Raw genomic sequence first — 23,248 nt, forward strand, 5'->3', positions numbered from 1 at the left:
GCTCCCTTTTGGGAATCGCAGTACAGGCAATGCCTAAGCTGCTAAAAACAATAAAAAATCCAACACTGTTGGAATACAATGCGACACTAGCTCAGCTGGTAGAGCGCAACCTTGCCAAGGTTGAGGTCACGAGTTCGAACCTCGTGTGTCGCTCCAATTTTACTTCCTTTAGGAAGTGCGAAACGCAAGGAACCTTGCCAAGGTTGAGGTCACGCCTAAGCCTTGAAGATCGGGAACCTCGTGTGTCGCTCCAAATTTTCTTTCGATAAGAAAGCTCGAATGGCGAACATCGCTGTTTGATTCAAGTTTACCGAAGCATTTCGGACGCTCTTTGAATGCGACACTAGCTCAGCTGGTAGAGCGCAACCTTGCCAAGGTTGAGGTCACGAGTTCGAACCTCGTGTGTCGCTCCAATTTCCTTACAGGGAATCACCTGTAAGCACCAACACTTCGCAATAAACGTATCAGTTGATTTACAGGATACGGCGAGTCGTTGTCTTTAATGCTGTGAAGCATTATCTCTGGGCAAGGTCTAGCCCACTACAATCAGTCAATCTTCTTTGTCGCCGTCTGCTAACTTAGCGTCAAAGCACCATTATTTCGTGTTTCTCAACAGAGTTATCCACACAGGGCTACCTGTGGGTAAAGTCGTTGATTAATATTTAATGAAGTGGTTTTATCCGGTGTGTTTTGAGCGGAAGTTGATCAGATCACTGCGCACGCATGTGTGTAACTTTTTCTGTAACTATATGTTTATAATGAGCTTTATTCTAGAGTTTGTTCGCTTTTCAAACTGATATCCCCAGCTTCTTCATTATCCGTGACGTGCGTCATTAACTACCCACAGCGTGTGTTTAACTTTATCGATATGCACCTGATTACGGTGTACTGAAAAGGTTTTCCACATTGCGCAGCAGAACTGAATATGTGTCTTATTTTTGGAAAAATGTCTCTGGAAAATTGAGTTAGCTATCAAGGTTTGAATGGATTAGGCATCTCGCGGCAATCCCTTTTTGACTATGCGGACCAATCGTTTTGTTGAGGCTGGCAGCACATCAATGGCCAGTGCTTCCTTACTTTTCAATTGTTGGGTGATAGCCCAATCAATATGCTGATCAAGCATAGCAGAGGATCCCTGCGCCGATTGTAAAAGCGCAACAATTTCTGGATCATAGGGGGCATTACCCATAGCGACAGACAGGTTCCTGCGCCACTTTTCATGGCCTATGCGACGAATGGCAGAACCTTCAGTTTCTTTTAAAAATGTGACTTCATCCCATGAGAAAAGCGTTTTGAGAGATTGCTGGGCAAGACTCGGGCGCGCATAAAAATCCGATTCTTTTGTCAGATCAGATTCCCGGTTGAAAGGACACACCAATTGGCAGTCATCGCAGCCATAAATGCGATTCCCCATGGGTTTACGAAACGCTTCAGGGATAGGACCGTCAAGTTCGATCGTGAGGTAAGAGATACAGCGTCTGGCATCCACAATGGTTTCGCCCACGATGGCACCTGTGGGGCATGACGTCATACAAGCAACGCACTTGCCGCATTGGTTTTCAACGGGCTGATCAACAGGAAGTGGCAAATCAATCAGCAGCTCACCAAGGAAAAACCACGAGCCCGCATTTTTATCTAGCAGCAGAGAATGTTTGCCTGTCCAGCCAAGTCCGGCTTTTTCAGCCAGTGGACGTTCCAATACGGGCGCAGAGTCAACGAAAGGGCGGTAGCCAAACTTGCCGACTTCTTCTTCAATACGCTCCCCTAATTTTTTCAGGCGATTACGCACCAACTTATGATAGTCGCGTCCCAGCGCATAACGACTGATGTAAGCGATGTCTGGGTTACCGAGCGTTTTGGCAAAACCTGCGTGCGGTGGTAAATAATCCATACGCGCACTGATCACACGAACGGTGCCTTCGACTAACTCTTGTGGCCTTGCACGCATCATCCCGTGGCGTGCCATCCAATCCATATCGCCATGATATCCCTCATCAAGCCAACGCTGTAAAAGGGCTTCATGCTGACGGAGATCAACATCAGCAATACCAATATGCTGAAAACCTAGTTCATGCCCCCACTGCCTGATATTTTCAACAAGGTGGTTTAGGTTGAACGACGATGTGGATCGAGAGTCGGACATAAGATCAGAATGGAAAGCTGAAGATGACGGCAAGTTTACCATACTCACTCTACCGAACGGATCAGGTTCGAGACGGAGAGCGCAAGATCGCAGCAGATCTTGGCGTGGAAATGTACACCTTGATGGATCGAGCGGGACAAGCCGCCTTTCAGACTCTACAAGAACGTTGGCCTGAGGCGAAAACGATCCTGATTGCATGTGGTGGCGGAAACAATGGTGGCGATGGCTACGTGGTCGCAAAGTTAGCCATTGAAGCGGGCTTTAACGTGCAGGTGTGGGCCGCAGTGGATCCTTCTTTGCTGCAAGGCGATGCCGAACTGGCATTCAAAGCGTTTGTAGCCGCGGGCGGAAAGGCAGAGCGAGGATCGTTTCCCGATATAGCGTGTGATCTTCTCGTCGATGCGCTTCTCGGCACGGGATTGAATCGACCTGTCTCCCCTGACTATGCTGAAGCGATTACCGCGATAAATCAGTGTCCTTGTCCTGTGCTTTCCATTGATGTCCCGAGTGGCTTGGATGCCAATAAAGGCGTGGTGCTCGGCAAGGCGGTGCGCGCCACGGCGACCATCACCTTCGTTGCCCTCAAACAGGGCATGTTTACTGGCGTCGCCAGAGATTATTGTGGTGATATCGTCTTTGATGGATTGGGTATCTTTGCAGCTTTTGAAGCAAACATCGCGCCTTCTGCCACGCTCCTTCTTGCAGACAATGTTCAACACCTAGAGCCTCAGCGAAAACGCAGCGCACATAAAGGCCAGCTCGGTCGCTTGATTTGCATCGGCGGTCAAAAAGGCATGGGCGGTGCCATCATTTTGTGTGGCCAAGCCGCCCTTCGCACTGGTGCCGGTTTGGTCTCTTTGCTGACAGCAGAAGTGAACATGCCCGCGATACTGGCTCGCCAACCGGAGTTGATGACCATGTTTTGGCGGGAGAGACAAGGCGGAGAAATACTCGAACATACTCTGTCTTGGGGTGACGTTATCGCGATTGGTCCAGGTCTAGGATTGTCGAGCTGGTCGCGTCATCTGTTCGATGGGGCATTGGCGATGAACGTGCCAATGGTGCTCGATGCCGATGCATTAAACCTGCTTGCGCAGTATCCGTGTCGCTACGGAAATTGGGTGCTCACACCACACCCGGGAGAAGCAGCTCGGCTATTGAGTAAAGCGTAAGAGAAATTGAACGGGATCGGTTTTCTGCCGTCAAAGAGTTACATAACGTTTACGGTGGTGTTGTGGTGCTTAAAGGTGCAGGCACAATCGTTTATGATGGCACCACTTTTTCGGTCGTGAACGCAGGCAACCCCGCGATGGCGTCCGGAGGCATGGGAGATGTGCTGACTGGCTGCATTGCCGCGCTCATCGCCCAAACAAAAGATATAAGCAGATCAGCGGTTTATGGCGCGTACTTACATAGCCATGCCGCTGATGTCGTTGCACAGCAAGGGGAGCGAGGTTTACTCGCGGGTGATTTACTGCCGTTGCTGGGAAAAAAGATAAATCAAATGCCGACTTGATGGAAGGTCCCATCAGGCGAAAAAGCAGTGAGAAACATGACCAAGATTTTTAATACTGCGCTTGCAGATGAGCAGGCGACTGTCGCTTTTGGCGCGGCCATCGCCGCGGCATGTAACCAACAAACAACCATGTACCTTCACGGTGACTTGGGCGCAGGTAAAACCACCTTCTCTCGCGGTTTTATCCAATCTCTGGGTCACGCGGGAAATGTAAAAAGCCCAACGTATACCTTGGTAGAGCCTTACCAACTGGCAGACTGGCAAGTTTATCACTTCGACCTTTACCGTCTTGCCGATCCTGAAGAGCTCGAGTTTATGGGGATCCGTGACTACTTCACACCTGACGCATTATGTCTGGTCGAATGGCCAGAAAAAGGCCAGGGTTTGTTGCCTGAGCCGGATCTTGATATCACACTGAAATATAACGGTGAAACACGCACTGTGCAGGTAGTGGCGAACACATCTGCCGGGGAAGCGTTGCTAGATAAACTGGAGTGGAACTGACGATATGCTTTGGCGGGGCGCGCTGGCAGGAGTATTGTGTTGGGTAGGGTCGATGTCCCTTGCGTGGGCGAACGCATTGGAAAACGTTCGAGTCTGGCCTGCACCGGATGAAACACGAGTTGTGATGGACATGGCCGATGTGCCTGCCTATTCCTTCTTCACACTGACCAAACCTAATCGCCTGGTGGTGGATCTCAAAGACACGTCTTTGGGGATGAAACTGCCGCATGCGGTCTCTGGCAGTAAAATCCTGACCAAGATCCGCAAAAGCAGTCCGCCAGAAAAAGGCACTTACCGTCTGGTTTTTGAACTCAAAGACAAAAGCTTGCCGCGTATTTTCACGCTGGCACCGGGTGGCGAATACGGTCACCGTCTGGTGATTGACTTGCCGCATGGCAAAGCTGCAACGCCACCTCCTGTGGCGAAAAAGCCAACGCCGACTGAAACGCAGGCCGCCCTGCCATTTGGTACCGATGACATCATCGTTGCCATTGACCCTGGCCACGGCGGTAACGATCCAGGCGCTATCGGTCCTCGCAGAAAATACGAAAAACACGTCACGCTTTCTATCGCTCGACGTGTCGCTGCGAAAATCAATGCTGTGCCGGGGATGAAAGCAGTACTCACGCGAAATGGCGACTATTTCGTTGACCTTAACAAGCGCTCAGAGATTGCCCGCAGGCAAGGTGCGCACCTGTTGGTGTCCATCCATGCAGATGGTTTTCATAAACCGCAACCAAACGGCGCATCGGTGTGGGTCCTGTCGCGTAAGCGTGCGAACAGTGAAATCGGTCGTTGGATTGAGAAGCACGAAGAGCAGTCAAACCTGTTGGGCGGTGGTGCGCTGCTTGATGACAACCAAGACGAATACTTAAGCCGAGCGGTACTGGACTTGCAGTTCAGTAACTCGCAAAAAGAAGGCTATGACGTGGCAGTGCGCGTTTTGAAAGAAATGGGCAAGGTCACCAAGCTACACAAAGCGAACCCTGAGCACGCAAGTCTTGCCGTACTGAAATCGCCAGACATTCCATCGCTCTTGGTAGAAGCAGGGTTTATCACGAACCCGCAAGAAGAGAAGCTGCTGTTGAGCGCGAGTCACCAGCAGAAAATCGCGAATGCTGTGTACAAAGGTGTCTTGGGTTACTTCGAAGAATTCCCGCCAGATGGCACCTTGATGGCTGCAAGAAAGAACGGCATCAAACACAAAGTGACCTCGGGTCAGTCGCTGTCGGTGATTGCGAGCAAATACGGCAGTTCAGTGTCTGCAATCAAAGCGGCGAACGGATTGAAATCAAACTCGCTTCGCATTGGTCAGGTGCTGACCGTGCCAAACGTGAACCTTGATGCCTTGTCGAGTTCATCTCGCTCAAAACCATCCAGCAGCAAGGCGATTTCGTCCGTATCAACGGCGACAACCTCCGCGGTACACACGGTTAAACGTGGTGAGTTCCTTGGCAAGATTGCCGCGAAATACGATGTGTCAGTAGCAAGTATTCGCAGTGCCAACAAGTTGCGTTCGGATGAATTGGCGATCGGGCAGAAGCTCAAAATCGTTGGCATTAAGCCGAAAGACAAAAAGCACAAAGTGAAACGTGGCGAGTATCTGGGTAAGATTGCATCAAATTACGGCGTTTCCGTCGACAGCATCCGACAAGCCAACAAGCTGCGTTCGGATGAGTTGGCGATTGGCCAGACCTTGATCATCCCCGGGAGTTAGTCATGGCAATTCAGATATTACCTGCGCGTCTGGCCAACCAGATAGCGGCAGGCGAAGTGGTTGAACGCCCTGCCTCGGTGGTAAAAGAGCTGGTAGAAAACAGCATCGATGCGGGCGCAACCCGCATCGATGTCGACATCGAAAAAGGCGGCAGTAAACTTATTCGCATTCGCGATAACGGCTCCGGTATTCCTAAAGAGGAGCTGGAGCTAGCATTAAGCCGCCACGCCACGTCCAAAATCTCCTGTCTTGACGATCTTGAAGCCATCATGAGCCTCGGCTTTCGCGGGGAAGCATTGGCGAGTATCAGTTCGGTTTCCCGTTTAACCATGACCTCACGTACTGTGGCGCAGGCCGAAGCTGGTCTGCGTATGCGGAAGGTCGTGATATGGCGGTGCAAGTCAAACCCGCTGCACACCCTGTTGGCACAACGGTTGAAGTGGTGGATTTATTCTTTAATACACCCGCCCGTCGCAAGTTTCTTCGCACAGACAAAACAGAATTTGGCCACATTGATGAGCTGTTAAAGCGCATTGCGCTGAGCCGATTCGACGTTGCCATTACGCTTCGTCATAACGGCACTGTGGTGCGCCAATATCGCGCTGCGTCCAATGCGGTGCAAAAAGAACGTCGATTGGCGGCCATTTGCGGCAACCAGTTTGTAAAAACGGCCGTAGAGGTGAGCCTTGAACACCAAGGTTTGACGCTACACGGCTGGATTTGTACGCCGGAAGGTGCTCGCGCGCAAAACGATATTCAGCATTGTTTTGTCAATCAGCGCATGATGAAAGACAAACTCATCAACCATGCCATTCGCCAAGGCTACGAGGCGTCGCTGCGCCCTGATCAGTTTGCGGCCTACGTGCTTTATATAGACATTGACCCGCACCAAGTGGATGTTAACGTTCATCCAGCCAAGCATGAAGTGCGTTTCCATCAAGCCCGTCTCGTTCACGACTTTATCTATCAGGCCGTTGCTGATGCACTGATGCAAGTGATGGCGGAGCAACAAGCCGAGCTGGCAGGTATGGCGTCGGAAGACGCGCAGCAGCCAGAGAAGCAAGACGCGTCTGACTACACGTCTTCAAACGAAGGGTATGAAGAGGCAAACTATACCGCTTCGCATCATGTGGCTGAAGTGGCAGAGGCGTCATACTCTGCGACAAACCAAGAAGCAGTTTGGCGTCCACAAACGCCGTCATCTGCGACTCGCGGCGCGGCAAGCTACAGCACAAGTGAGCGTTCAAGCTATGGTGCGAACAGCGACAGCTATGCGGGCCGTGATAGCTATGCGGGCAGTGGTGCTTCACAAGGGTATTCGTCAGGCGGTCAATCATCAGGAAACCGCGCGTCAGGCAGTCACTCTTCCCCTCGTCAGGAACGCTTTGGTGAAAGTGCGCCGTCCAAGCACGAGCAGCGCGTTTACCGGGAACTGATGACAACGCCCGTTGTGCCGCATGAGGCGGCGGAACAGACAGCGCCAAAAGAGACAACCCCAGCGTCCGACGGCTTTGCGCCTGTTTCTGTGGGGCATGCTGACAAAGGATTGGGCAAGGCACTGACCATCATGTCCTCCAAATACCTGCTGCTCCAGCGTCAGGATGGGTTGGCACTGCTGGATCTGGATGCGGCAACTGAGCTCAATATGCTCGGGCAGTTTCGCGCGGGGGAGCAAGAGGGACTGAAAGCCCAGCCGCTTTTGATCCCGCAAGCGATCCCATCATCTTCTGAAGAGATCGCGTTATTGACGAAATGTGATGGCTTACTGGCACAGTTTGGTATCATAATTCGCCAAAAATCCACCAATCAAATCATGGTGATGGCAGTGTGTCAGGCGTTTCGCCGACACAATCTGCAGCAGTTTGTACCGGCATTGTTGGCGCAGCTAAAGCAGTTGGACGAGCAAGAGATGTTGTCGAGTGGCAACCTCGCCCAGTGGTTGGCAAGCCAAGCGACGCAAAAAACAGACGCCTATGGGCTATCGCAAGCCGTTACACTGATCACGGAATTGGAAAACTGTTGGCAAGGTGAGCTGGCAGCACATTTTTCACTGTTGTTGCGTCCGGTTGACGTGGCGGCAGCAATAGAAGCTTTTAAACATGAGTAACGCATTGCCGAAGGCAATCTTCCTGATGGGGCCGACCGCATCAGGCAAAACAGATTTAGCAATCGCACTGAGAAAGCAGTTTCCAGTGGAGATCATCAGTGTCGACAGTGCGCTGATCTACAAAGGTATGGACATAGGTACGGCCAAACCAACGGCAGAAGAGTTGGCATTGGCACCGCACCGCCTGATCGACATTAAAGATCCGTCAGAGGCCTATTCCGCCGCAGATTTTCGTGCGGACGCCCTGCGAGAAATGGAAGAGATTGTCGCAAAAGGGAGAATTCCTCTTTTGGTTGGTGGTACCATGCTTTATTTCAAAGCATTGTTGGAAGGATTATCTCCTTTACCATCAGCGGATCCGGTGATCCGAGCTAAAATTGAGCAAGAGGCTAAAGAACAGGGTTGGCAAGCCTTACACGACGAGCTTTGCCGTATTGACCCTGTCGCAGGCGCGAGGATCCATCCAAATGATCCGCAACGCCTGTCTAGAGCGCTGGAAGTTTTTCGTATTTCGGGTAAAACTCTGACTGAGTTGACCGAAACCAAGGGTGAACCGTTGCCATATGAGGTTCACCAATTTGCAATAGCCCCTAAGGAAAGGGGAGAACTGCATCGCCGAATTGAGCTGCGTTTCGACAAGATGATCGAAGCCGGTTTTGAGGAGGAGGTTCGTGCGCTTTACGATCGAGGTGATCTCAACCCTGACATGCCTTCGATCCGATGCGTGGGATACCGACAGATGTGGGACCATTTGGCGGGTAGCTGCTCACTTGAAGATGCAGTTTATCGCGGAGTTTGCGCCACTCGTCAGTTGGCCAAGCGGCAGATCACCTGGCTACGTAGCTGGGAGAATTTGACTTGGCTTGATAGCGACGACGCTCAGCTATCGTTACAAACAGTCACAAAGAGTTTGACCTGATCGTTGTTTGAGCAGGGTATACTCGGCTGGTTGTTGGCAGCGTTGTTGAATTTTTTGTTGCTTTATACAACTACAAACCAATAAGGAAAATTAAAAATGGCTAAGGGGCAATCTCTACAAGACCCATTCCTGAACGCACTGCGTCGTGAACGTGTACCTGTTTCTATCTACTTGGTAAACGGAATTAAACTTCAAGGCCAGATTGAATCTTTTGACCAATTCGTGATCCTGCTGAAAAATACTGTTAACCAAATGGTTTACAAGCACGCCATTTCAACAGTGGTCCCTGCTCGCCCAGTGAATCACCATCACAACAATACAGATCGTCCACAAGGCGATCGCCCAGAAAAGACAGAGGAGTAAACATCCTTTGGTAAGGAGTTGATTGCTTGTTTGACCGTTATGAAGCCGGTGAACAGGCTGTTTTAGTTCATATCAACTTCACCCAAGAAGGCGAATGGGAAGACCTCAGCGAGTTTGAAATGCTGGTGTCGTCTGCGGGGGTTACGAAGCTGCAAACTATTACTGGCAGCCGTCAAGCCCCGCATTCCAAATACTTCGTCGGTGAAGGTAAAGCCCTTGAAATCGCTGATGCAGTTCGAATGACCGGTGCCGAGATTGTCATATTCAATCACGCACTGTCTCCTGCACAGGAACGAAACCTGGAACGTCTGGTCAAATGTCGTGTACTCGATCGTACAGGCTTGATCTTGGATATCTTTGCCCAGCGTGCGCGCACACACGAGGGTAAGCTTCAGGTTGAACTTGCACAGCTGCGTCACCTTTCTACCCGTCTTGTTCGTGGTTGGACGCACCTTGAGCGCCAAAAAGGCGGTATCGGTCTTCGTGGCCCGGGTGAAACCCAGCTTGAAACAGACCGTCGTTTACTGCGTGATCGCGTTAAAGCGATTTTGCGTAGACTTGATAAGGTTGCAAAACAGCGAGAACAAGGCCGACGCGCTCGAAACCGCGCAGAAGTACCTACAGTATCATTGGTTGGATACACCAACGCCGGTAAATCAACACTCTTTAACCGTATCACCCAAGCGGGTGTTTATGCCGCTGACCAGCTGTTTGCGACACTGGATCCGACGCTGCGTAAAATCGATGTTGAAGACGTGGGTGATGTTATTCTGGCGGACACCGTGGGATTTATCCGCCACTTGCCACACGACTTGGTTGCTGCATTTAAAGCAACGTTGAAAGAGACACAAGAAGCACAACTGCTGCTACATGTTGTCGATGCAAGTGATGAGAGATTTCGCGAAAACATTGATGCGGTAAACGTTGTACTCGAAGAGATCGAAGCAAACGAAGTGCCTGTCTTGTTGGTCATGAACAAGATCGACAATATGGAAGATGCTCAGCCACGTATTGAACGTGACGACGAAGGCGTTCCACGTGTTGTATGGGTTTCTGCACTTGCAGATCGGGGCATAGATCTTCTTTTTGAGGCACTGACCGAGAGGCTGTCGGGGACTATGGTAAACTATCGTTTACGTATCCCACCTGCAGCTATTGGCAGAATGCACAGTAAATTCTGTCAGTTGCGTTGTATTTTGCATGAAGAATACGAGCAAGACGGACATTTGCTGATCGATGTGCGGTTACCTCAAACCGATTGGTTGAGGTTAAAAAAACGGGAAGGCAGCGAGTTAGGCGACTTTATCGTCAGCTAGTAGGCTGTTAAAGTATAAAAACTATCGTCATATCATACTGATGGAGTGCTCTAATGGCGTGGAATGAGCAGGAAATAATGGCGGTCAGGACAAAGATCCGTGGGGTAACAATAACCGCGGTGGTCGTGACCAAGGACCGCCTGACCTCGATGAGGTGTTTGGCAAGCTCAGCCGCAAGCTGAGTGGTTTGTTTGGCGGCAAGGGTCCGTCTTTCGGTGGCAGCAGTGCCGCTGGTTTGGGCGCAATTGCCGTTGTGGGTTTGGTTGTATGGGGTGTGTCAGGTTTCTACACCATCGGTGAAGCAGAGCGTGGCGTTGTTCTTCGCTTTGGTGAATACGACCGCATTGTCCAGCCGGGTCTGAACTGGAAACCAAACTTCGTTGACGAGGTTATCCCAGTTAACGTTGAAGCGATTCGTTCGCTGCGTGGTTCGGGTCAGATGCTGACCAAAGATGAAAACATGGTCAACGTCGAAATGGATGTTCAGTACCGTGTTTCGAATCCGGAAAAATACCTGTTCTCGGTGACAAATGCTGATGACAGCCTTCGTCAAGCGACCGACTCTGCGCTGCGTGCGGTGATCGGTGACGCAGAAATGGATGAAATCCTGACGACGGGTCGTCAACAAATCCGTGAACGTACTCAGGTGGAAATCAACCGCATTATTGACCGCTACGACATGGGTCTGTTGGTTGTTGACGTGAACTTCGATGCTGCACGTCCACCAGAGCAAGTTAAAGATGCATTCGATGACGCGATTGCTGCGCGAGAGATGAAGAGCGTTTCATCCGTGAAGCGGAAGCATACCGCAACGACATCCTGCCAAAAGCAACGGGTCGTGCTGAGCGTCTGAAGAAAGAAGCATTGGGTTACAAAGAGAAAATCGTTAACGAGGCAGAGGGTGACGTTGCTCAGTTCGACAAGCTGCTGCCAGAGTATCAGGCTGCACCGCAAGTAACGCGTAACCGCCTGTACTTGGAAACGATGGAAAACGTCTTTGGTAACACAAGTAAAGTGATGATCGATTCGTCAGAAGGCGGCAGCAACCTGCTGTACCTGCCTTTGGACAAGTTGATGTCTCAATCGCCTCAACAGCGTACGGCGGTAGATAACACGGCAAGTGACTACGGTATTGAGCTGGAAAGCTCACAGCCAGTTGCGCCAGTGAATAACAATTCCCGTCAGTCGACAACGCGTCAGGGGAGATATTAATTATGCGTAAACTATTAATTCCTCTCATTATCGTCTCGATTGTCGTGGGCTTGATGTCTGTGTTCGTCGTGGATGAAGGTGACCGTGGTATCGTGATCCGTTTCGGTCGAGTACTGAAAACCGATGACGATCTGGCGAAGATCTATCAACCAGGTCTGCACTTTAAAGTGCCATTGTTTGACCGTGTTCAGGTACTGGACGCGCGTATTCAAACCATGGATGACCAATCTGACCGTTTCGTAACGTCAGAGAAAAAAGACGTGATCATCGACTCCTACGTGAAGTGGAAGATCCAAGACTTTGGCCAATACTACCTGTCTACAGGTGGTGGTAACCGTCTGACTGCAGAAGCGTTGTTGCAACGTAAAGTGGCGGATGGTCTACGTGCAGAAATCGGTTCTAAGACCATCAAAGAGATCGTGTCTGAGAAGCGTGAGCAGGTTATGGCTGACGTTCTGACTGAAGTTCAGGCAAGTGCGAACGACATTGGTATCGAAGTGATTGACCTTCGTATCAAGAAGATCAACCTGCCAGAAGAGATCAGTGAATCTATTTACGCACGTATGCGTGCAGAGCGTGAAACAGTAGCGCGTCGTCACCGTTCACAAGGTCGTGAGAAAGCGGAAGTTATCCGTGCTCAGGCTGAACTGGAAGTGGCAACTGTGCTGGCAGAAGCGGAAAAAACGGCGCGTGTAACACGCGGTGAAGCAGACGCAGAAGTTGCACGTATCTACGCAGACTCTTTCAACCAAGAGCCTGAGTTCTACAACTTCCTGCGCTCTTTGCAAGCGTATGAGAAGAGCTTTAACAACAAGGGCGACATTTTGGTTGTTGACCCTAACAGTGAGTTCTTCCAGTACATGAAAGAGCCAAACGCAAGCCTCAACTAAGACGCTGCGATGACAAGAAAGACAAGGCACAATGCCTTGTCTTTTTTTTTGCCTGAACATTGAGGGTGATATGAATAATACGCTGTTAGTTGCACTCGGATTAGTGCTGGTGGTTGAAGGTTTGGGGCCGATGTTAGTGCCGAAAAAGTGGCGTGAGATGGTCAGCGAAATGAGTGCGTTACCTGATACCACATTACGCCGAATTGGTGGCTGTTTGGTCGTGGCTGGGGCGGTGATCGCATATATGATGTGGCCGTCTAAGTAAATGAATACTGGAAAGAAATGTGACAGTCGGATGCTCGAGAACGGGACGACGGTTAAAAAATGACTGCATCGTTTAATCGAAGGTGCTAGAATCCCGTTTTAATCATCAACTGACTGGAAAAGATGAGTAATAACGTAGTCGTTCTCGGCACCCAATGGGGTGACGAAGGTAAGGGTAAAATCGTCGATCTGTTGACTGAAGACGCTCAGTACGTGGTTCGCTACCAAGGCGGTCACAACGCAGGTCACACTCTTGTCATTGACGGTGAAAAAACCGTTCTGCACTTGATTCCTTCTGGCATTCTTCGCAACAACGTGAAATGTATCATCGGTAACGGTGTTGTACTTTCTCCTGACGCACTGATGAAAGAAATGGGTGGCCTTGAAGAACGCGGTATCCCGGTTCGTGAGCGCCTGTTCCTGTCAGAAGCTTGTCCGCTAATTCTTCCTTATCATGTTGCTTTGGACATGGCTCGTGAGAAAGCGCGTGGTTCGAAAGCAATCGGTACTACCGGTCGTGGTATCGGTCCTGCGTACGAAGACAAAGTTGCACGTCGCGGTCTGCGCGTTGGCGACCTGTTCGATAAAGAAGCGTTTGCCGAGAAGCTTAAAGAAGTGATGGATCTGCACAACTTCCAGTTGGAGCATTTCTACAAAGCTGAGCCAGTGAGCTACGAAGAGACTCTGGCGAAAGTGATGGAACAAGCAGACATCCTGACCAGCATGGTTATCGATGTAACTCAAGAGCTTGACGACGCACGTCAACGTGGCGACAAGATCATGTTCGAAGGCGCACAAGGTACGCTTCTGGACATCGACCACGGTACTTACCCATACGTTACTTCTTCTAACACCACTGCTGGCGGCGTTGCTTCTGGTTCTGGTTTTGGTCCTCGCCACCTGGGTTACATCCTGGGTATCGCGAAAGCATACTGCACCCGCGTAGGTTCTGGTCCTTTCCCGACTGAGCTGTACGATGGTCAGGAAAAACAAGATCCAGTTGGTAAGCACCTGGGTACTGTTGGCCACGAGTTTGGTGCGACTACCGGTCGTCTGCGCCGTACTGGTTGGTTTGACGCCGTTGCTATGCGCCGTGCAATCCAGATCAACTCTATCTCAGGCTTCTGTCTGACTAAGATGGACGTTCTGGACGGTCTGGAAGAAATCAAGATTTGTACTGGCTACCAAAAAGCTGACGGTACTATCCTGAACGTTTCTCCAATGGCGGCAGACGAGTACGAAAACATCACTCCGATCTACGAAACCGTTCCTGGTTGGAGCGAGAAGACTTTCGGTGCTAAGTCTATCGAAGAACTGCCACAAGCAGCTCTGGACTACATCAAGCGCATCGAAGAGCTGACTGGCGTGCCTGTAGACATCATTTCTACTGGCCCAGACCGCAACGAGACCATCATCAAGGTTCATCCGTTCGCGTCTTAATCGGTTCGAGATTGAGAAAAACCAGCCTTCACGGCTGGTTTTTTTTTATCCAGCTGGTTCTATACTTTTGAAACAAGCAGCACGAAAAAAATTGTCATTAAAGGTAAAGTTGCTCTGACTGGTGCCGATACAAGTTAGGTAAGACGAACAGTCTCAAATAACATCACCGTCAAAAGTGGGAATGCATGAAACTGCGAACACTCTTTTTATCAATCATATTAGCCAGTGGCACGGCACGCGCGGAAGTGGGGCCTGCTTTACCTGTGTATGATGATTCGCAGTTGATTAGACTGTTTGAAACCAATACCCACCTCAATAAAGTGAAAGACGACGACTGTCAGCTTTTACAAGATATCGAAGCACGTGCGCTGCGTGTCGAATCCCCTGCGTATCAGTTCCTGTACGGCGACATGCTGGCTTGGGGCGTGTGTGTGGATCGTGATGTGGAAAACGGTATCTACTATATGCAGTTGGCCGCTCAGCAAGGCTTGCCAGCCGCATTAGAGCAGCTTGGCCGTTATTACTCTCGTGGCACCTTGGTGCAGCAAGACAGAGAACGCGCGATTCCGTATTTCCGTGAAGCGGCTTCTTTGGGGGATACCCGCGCAAGGCTGCAACTTGCCGAGCTTCTGGTGAACGATTACGGCAGTCCACTCGATTACGAAGATGCCTATCGCTGGCTCTATCACACTATCACTGCAGACCAATCCACGCACAACCGTATTTCCTCGTTGCGAAAAGCACTCGAAGACAAAATGCCGCGTAATGTGATCGCTCGCGCAAAACGCCGTGACACCTACTGGTAAGCCAGTAACCCTTTCTATTTTCAGCTAAAAATCTAACTCGTTGTTTCTCAAAAGAACGCCGATTTTCGGTGTGATTTCACCGACATTTCGCGACAAATTCGTTATTTGATTGTCCGCTTTTGACATATTCTCTCGCCGATTTTGAGTGGGTCAGAAAGATGACGATGTACACGCACGTCATGAACAGGATGTTCGCGATCTCCAAGGAACGTCCCAGAGTGTTTATGTACGGAGTGTAGTTACAGTGAGTCGTATTTTGTTGGTTTCAGGTCACCCGGATCTGAAAGCTTCTCACGCTAATATTGCGATCCTTAATGCGCTGAGCAACGTCTCTGATCTGAGCGTGCGTAAGCTGGATGTGCTTTATCCTTCTTTTGATATTGATGTGGCCGCCGAGCAACAGGCTTTGGTGGACGCTGAGTTGGTCATTTTTCAATTCCCACTTTACTGGTCAACCTACCCAGCCATCATGAAGCAGTGGTTTGACGCTGTGTTTACCTATAACTTTGCCTTTGGCCCAGAAGGGGACAAGCTGAAAGGCAAAAAGGTGATCCTGTCTATCACCTGTGGCGCGACCGAGAACTCTTATGCGGAAGGCGAATTTAACTTCTTCGCACTAGAGCGTTACCTGGATGCGGCGATGCACCCAGCTAACGCGGCACAAATGGATATCGTCGATGAGGTGATCACCTTCGAAATGAACGCGATCGTCGAAGAAGGTGGCGATAAATCTCTGGTTAACACCTTGTCACTGGCACACGCAGAAAAACTGAAAGCGGCCATTCAACAACACATTTCTTAACGGGTAGTTTCTCCATGCTTCAATCTCTTTTGGGTGTAGCGATCCTTATCGCTATCGCTTTCGCGTGCTCGTCGGCGAGAGACCGCGTCAATTGGCGTACCGTAGGTGGTGCACTGGTTATTCAGCTTGTGGTGGCAGGCTTTGTACTCTCTACTTCGTTTGGTGCAGATGTGCTGCTGTCGATTTCAAACGGCGTGTCGAACGTGCTGGGATTTGCGTCGAAAGGTATCGCGTTTGTATTCGGTAACCTGGTGACGTTTCAGGTGGAAAACCTCGGCTTCGTCTTTGCTTTCCAAGTGCTGCCTGCCATCATTTTCACAGGCGCATTGGTCAGCCTGCTGCACTACCTTGGCATCATGCAGATCTTCGTTCGTATCTTTGGTGGTGCGCTGCAAAAGCTGCTGGGTACCTCAAAAGCAGAGTCAATGAATGCCATTGCCAACACGGTATGTGGTCAAACGGAAGCCCCGCTTTTTGTTAAACCTTGGCACCCTTATCTGACCAAATCAGAAATCTTCGCCATCATGGTGGGTGGTCTGGCATCTATCGCAGGCTCCATTCTGGCCGGTCTTGCGGGCATGGGCGTAGAAATCAAATACTTGGTCATGGCGTGCTTTATGAGTGCACCAGCAGGCCTTTTATTTGCCAAACTAATGATGCCGGAAGTCGACACACCAGTGAACGACGTGCCAGAGCTGCCGGATGATGAAAAGCCGTCAAACTTCATTGATGCGGTGGCAAAAGGCGCGATTGCGGGCCTGCAAATTGCGGCGGTAGTGGGCGCGATTTTGATTGCCTGTATCGGCCTGATTGAGATGTTTAACGGTCTCTTAGGTTGGGTTGGCCTGCAAGTTGGTATCGAAGGTCTAACCCTTGAGCGCATTCTGGGCGTGCTGTTTGCACCTGTGGCGTGGGTGATTGGTGTGCCGTGGGCGGAAGCGCAAATTGCAGGCTCATTCATTGCGCAGAAACTGGTACTGAACGAGTTTGTGGCATACGCAGGCTTTGCGCCTTACATCAGCGGCGAAATCGTAGAAGCGACAGGTCAGGCGATGTCGGCGAAATCTGTGGCTATCGTGACTGTGGCACTGTGTGGCTTTGCCAACCTTGGCTCGGTGTCGATGGTCGTTGCCGCTCTCAGCACTATGATCCCGAAAATGTCAGGCTTCATTGCCAAAGTCGGTATGCGTGTGCTGCTGGCAGCGACGCTGGCAAACCTGCTGTCGGCCACCGTCGTAGGTATTTTCGTGTCTTTGTAAGCGCAAACCCATACCCAAAGAAAAGCCCACTTAGGTGGGCTTTTTTGTGTCTGTTAATCGGGCTTAGCCAATCACTTTATGTGGGCCGAAGCACTCGTAGAAGATGCGATCTGCGGCGACACCTGCATCGGTAAGCTGCTTGGCGACATACTGCATAAAGCCAACAGGGCCACACAGATAGAAATGACGGGTCGTTGAGTCCAAAAGGCCTTCTACTTGCGTCAGAACCATGTTTCCTGAGTGGTCAAAGTGCTCACCCGGTTGGTCGTTATCTTGCGGCTCACGGTACCACACGGCGCGTTGTACATTGGTGTCTTGGTGCATTAGTTCACCAATGCGGTGTGAAAACGCATGGTGCTGACCGTTCTCGGCAGCGTGCAGCCAATGGATGCCGGCTTGGTGATTACCTGTCAGGGTCTCAATCATCGACAACATAGGGGTTTGTCCAACGCCACCTGAAATCAGCGCGACAGGTGTGTCACTTGTCGATTGGAAGAAGAAGTCGCCTGTTGGCGGCGCAAGTTCAACTACATCACCTTCTTGAACATGGTCGTGCAGGTAGTTGGATACCGTGCCTTGTGGGTCGCGTTTGACCGAGATGCGATAGGTCTTGCCGTTTGGTTTATCGGACAAGCTGTACTGACGAATTTCGCGGTTCTCAAATACCTCTGGCTCGAGGTAAATACCAATGTATTGACCCGGTTTGAATGACGCGACTGGCTTGTCATCTTCAGGGGCGAACACAAAGCTGGTGATTACATCGCTCTCTTTTCGCTTTTCAATCACGCGGAAGCGACGCGTACCACGCCAGCCGCCGTTCTCGTTTTCTTTCTCTTGGTAAATTTCTTCTTCACGGGTAATGAAGACGTTGGCAAGCACACCGTAGGCTTCCGCCCATGCATCCAGCACCTCTTGACCAGGTGAGAACATCTCATCAATGGTCGCCAACAGGTTTTCACCCACAATGGCGTACATTTCTGGTGTGATGGCGAAACTTGCGTGTTTCTGGGCGATTTTCTCCACCACTGGCAGCAGGGCTTCGAGGTTATCAATGTTTGCTGCATAGCCATGAACGGCGTTAAACAACGCTTCTCGTTGGGCACCCGTGAATTGGTTGCTCATGTTGAAGATGTCTTTGAGCTCTGGGTGACGGCTGAACATGCGGTCATAGAAATGCGCGGTCAGTTTTGGGCCAGTAGCAGCAAGTAAAGGGGCAGTAGATTTTACGATCTCGATAGTTTTCGCGTTGAGCATATGAAGACCTTTTTATATTTTTAAAGTGACATTTAAAATGCATCTTTAAGGTTGTATCTGAAATGAATGTTTAGATCAACCGTTAAAAGTAAGGTTTGAAAAACAACGCCAGAAGACGTGAGCCAAAAGAGATAGTTGTTGAGTAAGGATGTTTTGATTGCGGTGGTTGTGCTCTAATTCAGTGGTAGGGTAAGCAATTGAAAAAAATGTGAGCGCACGCGCCTTTTGCTTCAGATCAGAGTACAATGGCGCCGAGGAGATTTGAAAACGTGCAATTAACCAGTTTTACAGATTATGGCCTGAGGGCGCTCATGTATCTGGCTATGCTTCCTCCCGATGAGTTGACCAGTATTACTGTGGTCACAGAGAAATATGGGGTGTCACGAAACCATATGGTGAAAATCATTCATCGTATGAGTCAGGCCGGCTACGTTGAGGCTGTTCGTGGCAAGAACGGGGGGATTCGGCTTGGTAAGCCAGCGGAAGAGATCATTATTGGTGAGGTGATCCGATCGTTGGAGCCACTGCAAATCGTTAATTGTGGTGCCGATAATTGCCATATCACACCTGCCTGTCGCCTGAAAAAAGCGATTGCCGATGCCGCAAACGCATTTTTGGCTGAAATGGACAAACACACTCTTCATGACATGGTGGCGGGCAACGATGACCTGCGCCATCTTCTAATCCCGGTTCGCCCGTCCTAAAACACAGAAATTGAGACGACTAGAGAGTTTTTTGTCGCAATCGTGGCGGGCACCCATTTTCTTTAACACAAAGCGATATACTGAGTAACACATATCGCTAACGGGAATCATATATGTCTAAGGACAAACATCTACATAGCAACGATCCGTTTAGCGGTCGTGAAGCAGAAAAATACGAAAACCCAGTTCCTAGCCGCGAGCATTTGCTTGAGGTGATTAAAGGGTTCACGACACCTGTAAACAGAGACCAACTTTTCGAAGTGTTGGGCCTGAAAAGCGACGAAGAATACGAAGCTTACGCCGCCGTCTGCGTGCCATGGAGCGCGATGGACAACTGATTTTTACCCGCCGTCAGTGTTATGCGCTGCCTGAGCGTCTAGACCTCGTAAAAGGTACTGTTATTGGCCACCGTGATGGGTTTGGCTTCCTGCGTCCAGAAGGTAAAGGCAACCGTGAAGACTGGCTGCTGCCGCATCACCAAATGAAGCAAGTGATGCATGGCGATTTTATCCTAGCGCAACCTGCGGGCACTGACAAACGTGGTCGCAAAGAAGCGCGCGTGGTGCGTGTGCTAGAAGAGCGCAAAGGCCAGATTGTTGGCCGTTACTTCGTTGAAAACGGCATGGGCTTTGTCGTGCCGGATGACTCGCGCCTAAGCCAAGACATCGTGATCCCTCAAGAGGATCGCAAGGGCGCACGCATGGGTAACGTTGTGGTGGTGGAAATCTTCCAACGCCCAACCCGTCAACACAACCCTGTTGGTCGCGTGGTAGAAGTGCTGGGTGAGAACATGGCACCGGGCATGGAAATCGAGATTGCCGTGCGTACCCACAACATCCCACACGAGTGGCCACAGGACGTTGAAAAACAAATTAAAGGCTTCACCGAACAAGTCCCAGAAGAGGCGAAGCAAGGTCGTGTAGACCTGCGCGAACTGCCGCTGGTCACCATTGATGGTGAAGACGCACGTGACTTCGATGATGCCGTGTTCTGTGAGAAGAAAAAATCTGGCGGCTGGCGCCTATGGGTCGCGATTGCTGACGTCAGCTACTATGTGCGCCCAGACTCAGCGTTGGACAAAGAAGCAATTAACCGTGGTAACTCGGTGTACTTCCCGTCTCAGGTCATTCCAATGCTGCCGGAAGTGCTGTCGAATGGTCTTTGTTCGCTGAACCCGCAGGTTGATCGCCTGTGTATGGTGTGTGAGATGACCATTTCTGAAGCGGGCAAGCTGTCTGGCTTCAAGCACTACGAAGCGGTAATGAACTCCCATGCTCGTCTGACTTACACCAAAGTAGCGGCGATGCTGGAAGGTGATGAAGAACTGCGTGAGCGTTATGCGCCGCTGGTTCCGCACCTTGAAGAGCTGAGTAACATGTACAAAGCGCTTCGTGCATCTCGTGAACAGCGTGGTGCAATTGAATTTGAAACGGTAGAAACCAAGTTCATTTTCAATGCGATGCGCAAGATTGAACGCATTGTGCCGCTTGAGCGTAACGATGCGCACAAGATCATCGAAGAATGTATGATTTTGGCCAACATCGCGTCTGCGCGTTACGTGGAAAAGGCCAACGAGCCTGCACTGTACCGCGTACACGAAGCGCCGGGCGAAGAGCGCCTGACGGGCTTCAAAGACTTCCTGAAAGAGCTGGGTTTGGCACTGGAAGGTGGTTTGGAGCCATCGCCAACCGATTACGCAAAACTGGCGCACGCGATTGCAGGTCGTCCGGATCAAGAGCTGATCCAGACCATGTTGCTGCGCTCAATGAAGCAAGCGGTATATCAAGCGGATAACTCGGGCCACTTTGGTCTGGCGTTGAAGCAATACGCGCACTTTACGTCGCCAATTCGTCGCTATCCAGACTTGTTGTTGCACCGCGCCATCAAGTATCTGATCGCGAAAGAAGAAGGCCGGAATACGGACCGTTGGACCCCAACCGGTGGCTTCCACTACTCCATGGATGACATGGACGTAATGGGCGAGCAGTGTTCAATGACTGAGCGCCGTGCGGATGACGCGACCCGTGACGTGTCAGACTGGCTGAAGTGTGAATACATGCAAGACCACGTGGGCGAAGTGATGGAAGGGACCATTGCTAACGTGACGGGTTTTGGCTTCTTCGTGCGTTTGAACGAATTGCACATTGATGGTCTGGTGCACATCTCGAATCTGGATAACGACTACTACAACTACGACATGGTGGGTCAGAAGTTGGTGGGCGAAAGCTCGGGTCGTATTTTCAGACTTGGCGATCAGGTCACAGTCAAAGTATTATCCGTCAACCTTGATGAAAGGATGATCGATTTCGAACTTGAAGGAACCACGCGCAAGGCACGAGGAGCAGGTAAAACCGCTCGTCAACATGCCAAGAAAGGTCGTGCTGAGTCAGGCAAAAATGCCGAGGCCAGCAAAGAGCGACTGTCAGTGCGTCAGCAACTGAAGCGTGGCGCGATTCCAAAAGTGGATGGCGATAAGGCTCCGGAAGGTAAGCGCGGCGGCAAAGGTAAGAAACCAAAAGCTGCGAATCCGGCTAGAAAGAAAACCAAGGCTGAAAAGGTGCGCAAGAAAAAAGCGCAAAAAGGCAAAGCTGCCAAAGCAGATAAAAGTAAGAAGTAATCCATGAGCAATGAAATGATTTACGGCATCCACGCCGTCAAAGCCGTACTGGAGTCTGATCCGTCTCGCTTTATCGAAGTCTTCGTGCTGAAAGGCCGCCAAGACGATCGTGTATTGCCTGTGTTGAACGAACTGACTCGCCTTGGTATCACCATGCAGGAAATGGGTCGTAAAGCGCTGGATGACAAAGCGAAAGGTGCGTCTCACCAAGGTCTGATTGCCCGCGTGAAGCCGGGTCGTCAGTACAACGAGAACGATCTGGACATCATTCTGGATGGTAAAGAAAACCCATTGCTGTTGGTACTGGACGGTGTGACCGACCCGCACAACCTAGGCGCATGTCTGCGTAACGCAGATGCCGCAGGTGTGTGTGCGGTTATCGTACCAAAAGACAAATCGGCACAACTGAACGCAACCGCGCGCAAAGTGGCTGTGGGTGCAGCAGAAGTCGTGCCTTTGGTTCGCGTAACTAATCTGGCGCGCACCATGCGTGCTCTACAGGAAAAAGGCGTGTGGTTTGTAGGTACCGCTGGTGAAGCGACGCACGATGTGTACGACGCGAAACTGACTGGTCCTCTGGCTATTGTTATGGGTGCTGAGGGTGACGGTATGCGTCGTCTGACGCGTGAAACCTGTGACGATCTGATCAGCATCCCAATGGCGGGCAGCGTATCAAGCCTGAACGTGTCGGTAGCCACCGGTATTTGTTTGTTTGAAGCCGTGCGTCAGCGCCGCGGATAATACGCCAAGCAATGAAAAAGGAGCCTCATGGCTCCTTTTTTGTTTCTGGCGTTCTGCTTAAACCAACTCTTGATGCGCCAGGGTTTTAAAGCATTGGAACTCACTGCACTGTGACAGGTTTTTCCCCGCCTTGTTGTTCACCAGGGTCAGGAAGAGATCGTAAAGTCCCATCGCTTCTTCATAGTCGTTTTTACTCAGTGCCATAAAGAACACTAAGTAGGCTTTCTCTCCATTGCCCCAATCGATGCCCTTTGGTGCCGCCACCGTATAAACCAAGGAACGTTTTGCAAACAGCTCAATCGAGTGAGGCAAGGCAATGTGCTCGCCCATCATGGTCGAGACAATCACTTCGCGCTCCTTGAGCGAGTCGCCGTAGCCTGCTTCCACCAAGCCTTCTGTTTCCAATTGCTCGCACACCATGTCGAACAAAGAAGTCTGGTCGATAGGCTCGTCGATATAAAGGAACTGATCGGCAGAGAAGTATTTCTCCAGCATGTAAGGACCGGTACGGTCGACCAGCACCAGCTTACCCAGCTCTTCAAGTTGATGCTGAGTCGGGAAAGGATCGAGTACAAACACCGGCACAGAAACACCGTCAGGCACGTTAGTCGTGATGATCATGTCCACCTGTGGTTGCTGCGCCATCCGCAGTAGCTCGGCAGAGTGCACCGTCT

At 50.7% G+C, this 23,248-nt stretch carries 18 protein-coding genes, 2 tRNA genes and 3 pseudogenes; 20 read left to right on the top strand and 3 right to left on the bottom strand.

The features are described 5' to 3' along the window. The first annotated feature begins 80 nt into the window (after positions 1-80). Both ATN88_RS20160 and ATN88_RS20165 read left to right on the top strand, forming a co-directional pair. A tRNA-Gly gene (locus tag ATN88_RS20160) sits at positions 81-156 on the top strand. 181 nt (positions 157-337) lie between these two features. Further along, positions 338-413, top strand: a tRNA-Gly gene (locus ATN88_RS20165). A gap of 575 nt (positions 414-988) precedes the next feature. Here ATN88_RS20165 and queG read toward each other — a convergent pair. Next, positions 989-2,143 (bottom strand): tRNA epoxyqueuosine(34) reductase QueG, encoded by a 1,155-nt coding sequence (gene queG / locus ATN88_RS20170; RefSeq protein ID WP_067419435.1) that lies wholly within the window; start codon positions 2,141-2,143, stop codon positions 989-991. Positions 2,144-2,166: 23 nt separating this feature from the next. Here queG and ATN88_RS20175 point away from each other — a divergent pair, with 23 nt between their 5' ends. The 15 genes and pseudogenes from ATN88_RS20175 to ATN88_RS20240 all read left to right on the top strand — a co-directional run bounded on the left by ATN88_RS20175 (position 2,167) and on the right by ATN88_RS20240 (position 17,258). Further along, positions 2,167-3,315 (top strand): NAD(P)H-hydrate epimerase, encoded by a 1,149-nt coding sequence (locus ATN88_RS20175; RefSeq protein WP_269748214.1) that lies wholly within the window; start codon positions 2,167-2,169, stop codon positions 3,313-3,315. A 62-nt stretch (positions 3,316-3,377) separates the two neighbouring features. After that, positions 3,378-3,659 carry an NAD(P)H-hydrate dehydratase gene (locus tag ATN88_RS28420; protein ID WP_269748215.1) on the top strand — a complete coding sequence of 94 codons (282 nt, stop codon included), beginning with the start codon at positions 3,378-3,380 and terminating at the stop codon, positions 3,657-3,659. A 36-nt stretch (positions 3,660-3,695) separates the two neighbouring features. Beyond that, positions 3,696-4,163: a tRNA (adenosine(37)-N6)-threonylcarbamoyltransferase complex ATPase subunit type 1 TsaE gene (tsaE, locus tag ATN88_RS20180; RefSeq protein WP_067419436.1), complete on the top strand. Its 468-nt coding sequence runs from the start codon at positions 3,696-3,698 to the stop codon at positions 4,161-4,163. 4 nt (positions 4,164-4,167) lie between these two features. Next, positions 4,168-5,880, top strand: coding sequence for an N-acetylmuramoyl-L-alanine amidase (locus tag ATN88_RS20185; RefSeq protein ID WP_198158429.1), 1,713 nt, complete (start codon positions 4,168-4,170; stop codon positions 5,878-5,880). Positions 5,881-5,882: 2 nt separating this feature from the next. After that, a pseudogene (mutL, locus tag ATN88_RS20190) lies at positions 5,883-7,987 on the top strand (DNA mismatch repair endonuclease MutL). Continuing rightward, positions 7,980-8,906, top strand: a complete 927-nt coding sequence (gene miaA / locus ATN88_RS20195) for a tRNA (adenosine(37)-N6)-dimethylallyltransferase MiaA (RefSeq protein WP_067419438.1) — start codon at positions 7,980-7,982, stop codon at positions 8,904-8,906. Before mutL ends, miaA begins: the two are co-directional and overlap by 8 nt. A 96-nt stretch (positions 8,907-9,002) precedes the next feature. After that, a complete protein-coding gene (hfq, locus tag ATN88_RS20200) occupies positions 9,003-9,269 on the top strand; it encodes an RNA chaperone Hfq (RefSeq protein ID WP_067419439.1) in 267 nt (88 codons plus the stop codon). Positions 9,270-9,295: 26 nt separating this feature from the next. After that, on the top strand, positions 9,296-10,585 hold the full coding sequence (gene hflX, locus ATN88_RS20205) for a ribosome rescue GTPase HflX (RefSeq protein ID WP_067419440.1): 1,290 nt from the start codon (positions 9,296-9,298) through the stop codon (positions 10,583-10,585). Between the two features lie 53 nt (positions 10,586-10,638). After that, positions 10,639-11,797: pseudogene (gene hflK / locus ATN88_RS20210) on the top strand (FtsH protease activity modulator HflK). Between the two features lie 2 nt (positions 11,798-11,799). Beyond that, positions 11,800-12,687 (top strand): protease modulator HflC, encoded by an 888-nt coding sequence (gene hflC, locus ATN88_RS20215; protein WP_067419441.1) that lies wholly within the window; start codon positions 11,800-11,802, stop codon positions 12,685-12,687. A gap of 70 nt (positions 12,688-12,757) precedes the next feature. After that, the gene (locus tag ATN88_RS20220; protein ID WP_067419590.1) at positions 12,758-12,952 is read left to right on the top strand and encodes a DUF2065 domain-containing protein; all 195 of its coding nucleotides are present in this window, start codon (positions 12,758-12,760) and stop codon (positions 12,950-12,952) included. 122 nt (positions 12,953-13,074) lie between these two features. After that, the gene (locus tag ATN88_RS20225) at positions 13,075-14,391 is read left to right on the top strand and encodes an adenylosuccinate synthase (protein WP_067419442.1); all 1,317 of its coding nucleotides are present in this window, start codon (positions 13,075-13,077) and stop codon (positions 14,389-14,391) included. Positions 14,392-14,576: 185 nt separating this feature from the next. Then, positions 14,577-15,197, top strand: coding sequence for a flagellar protein MotX (motX, locus tag ATN88_RS20230; RefSeq protein WP_067419443.1), 621 nt, complete (start codon positions 14,577-14,579; stop codon positions 15,195-15,197). Between the two features lie 244 nt (positions 15,198-15,441). Then, a complete protein-coding gene (locus tag ATN88_RS20235) occupies positions 15,442-15,999 on the top strand; it encodes an NAD(P)H-dependent oxidoreductase (protein ID WP_067419444.1) in 558 nt (185 codons plus the stop codon). 14 nt (positions 16,000-16,013) lie between these two features. After that, a complete protein-coding gene (locus tag ATN88_RS20240) occupies positions 16,014-17,258 on the top strand; it encodes a NupC/NupG family nucleoside CNT transporter (protein ID WP_067419445.1) in 1,245 nt (414 codons plus the stop codon). Positions 17,259-17,321: 63 nt separating this feature from the next. On the opposite strand, the gene hmpA is transcribed toward ATN88_RS20240, so the two are convergent. Further along, a complete protein-coding gene (hmpA, locus tag ATN88_RS20245; RefSeq protein WP_067419446.1) occupies positions 17,322-18,512 on the bottom strand; it encodes an NO-inducible flavohemoprotein in 1,191 nt (396 codons plus the stop codon). 269 nt (positions 18,513-18,781) lie between these two features. Between hmpA and nsrR the strand changes: the two genes are divergently transcribed. The 3 genes and pseudogenes from nsrR (at position 18,782) to rlmB (ending at position 22,574) form a co-directional block, all read left to right on the top strand. Continuing rightward, the gene (gene nsrR / locus ATN88_RS20250) at positions 18,782-19,216 is read left to right on the top strand and encodes a nitric oxide-sensing transcriptional repressor NsrR (protein WP_067419447.1); all 435 of its coding nucleotides are present in this window, start codon (positions 18,782-18,784) and stop codon (positions 19,214-19,216) included. 113 nt (positions 19,217-19,329) lie between these two features. Beyond that, a pseudogene (gene rnr, locus ATN88_RS20255) lies at positions 19,330-21,833 on the top strand (ribonuclease R). A gap of 3 nt (positions 21,834-21,836) precedes the next feature. Continuing rightward, on the top strand, positions 21,837-22,574 hold the full coding sequence (gene rlmB, locus ATN88_RS20260) for a 23S rRNA (guanosine(2251)-2'-O)-methyltransferase RlmB (RefSeq protein WP_067419448.1): 738 nt from the start codon (positions 21,837-21,839) through the stop codon (positions 22,572-22,574). Between the two features lie 57 nt (positions 22,575-22,631). Here rlmB and ATN88_RS27790 read toward each other — a convergent pair whose 3' ends face one another. Then, positions 22,632-23,219 (bottom strand): PTS sugar transporter subunit IIA, encoded by a 588-nt coding sequence (locus ATN88_RS27790; RefSeq protein ID WP_232313443.1) that lies wholly within the window; start codon positions 23,217-23,219, stop codon positions 22,632-22,634. Positions 23,220-23,248 lie beyond the last annotated feature (29 nt).

It is taken from the genome of Enterovibrio coralii (assembly GCF_001559595.1).
GTDB lineage: Bacteria > Pseudomonadota > Gammaproteobacteria > Enterobacterales > Vibrionaceae > Enterovibrio > Enterovibrio coralii.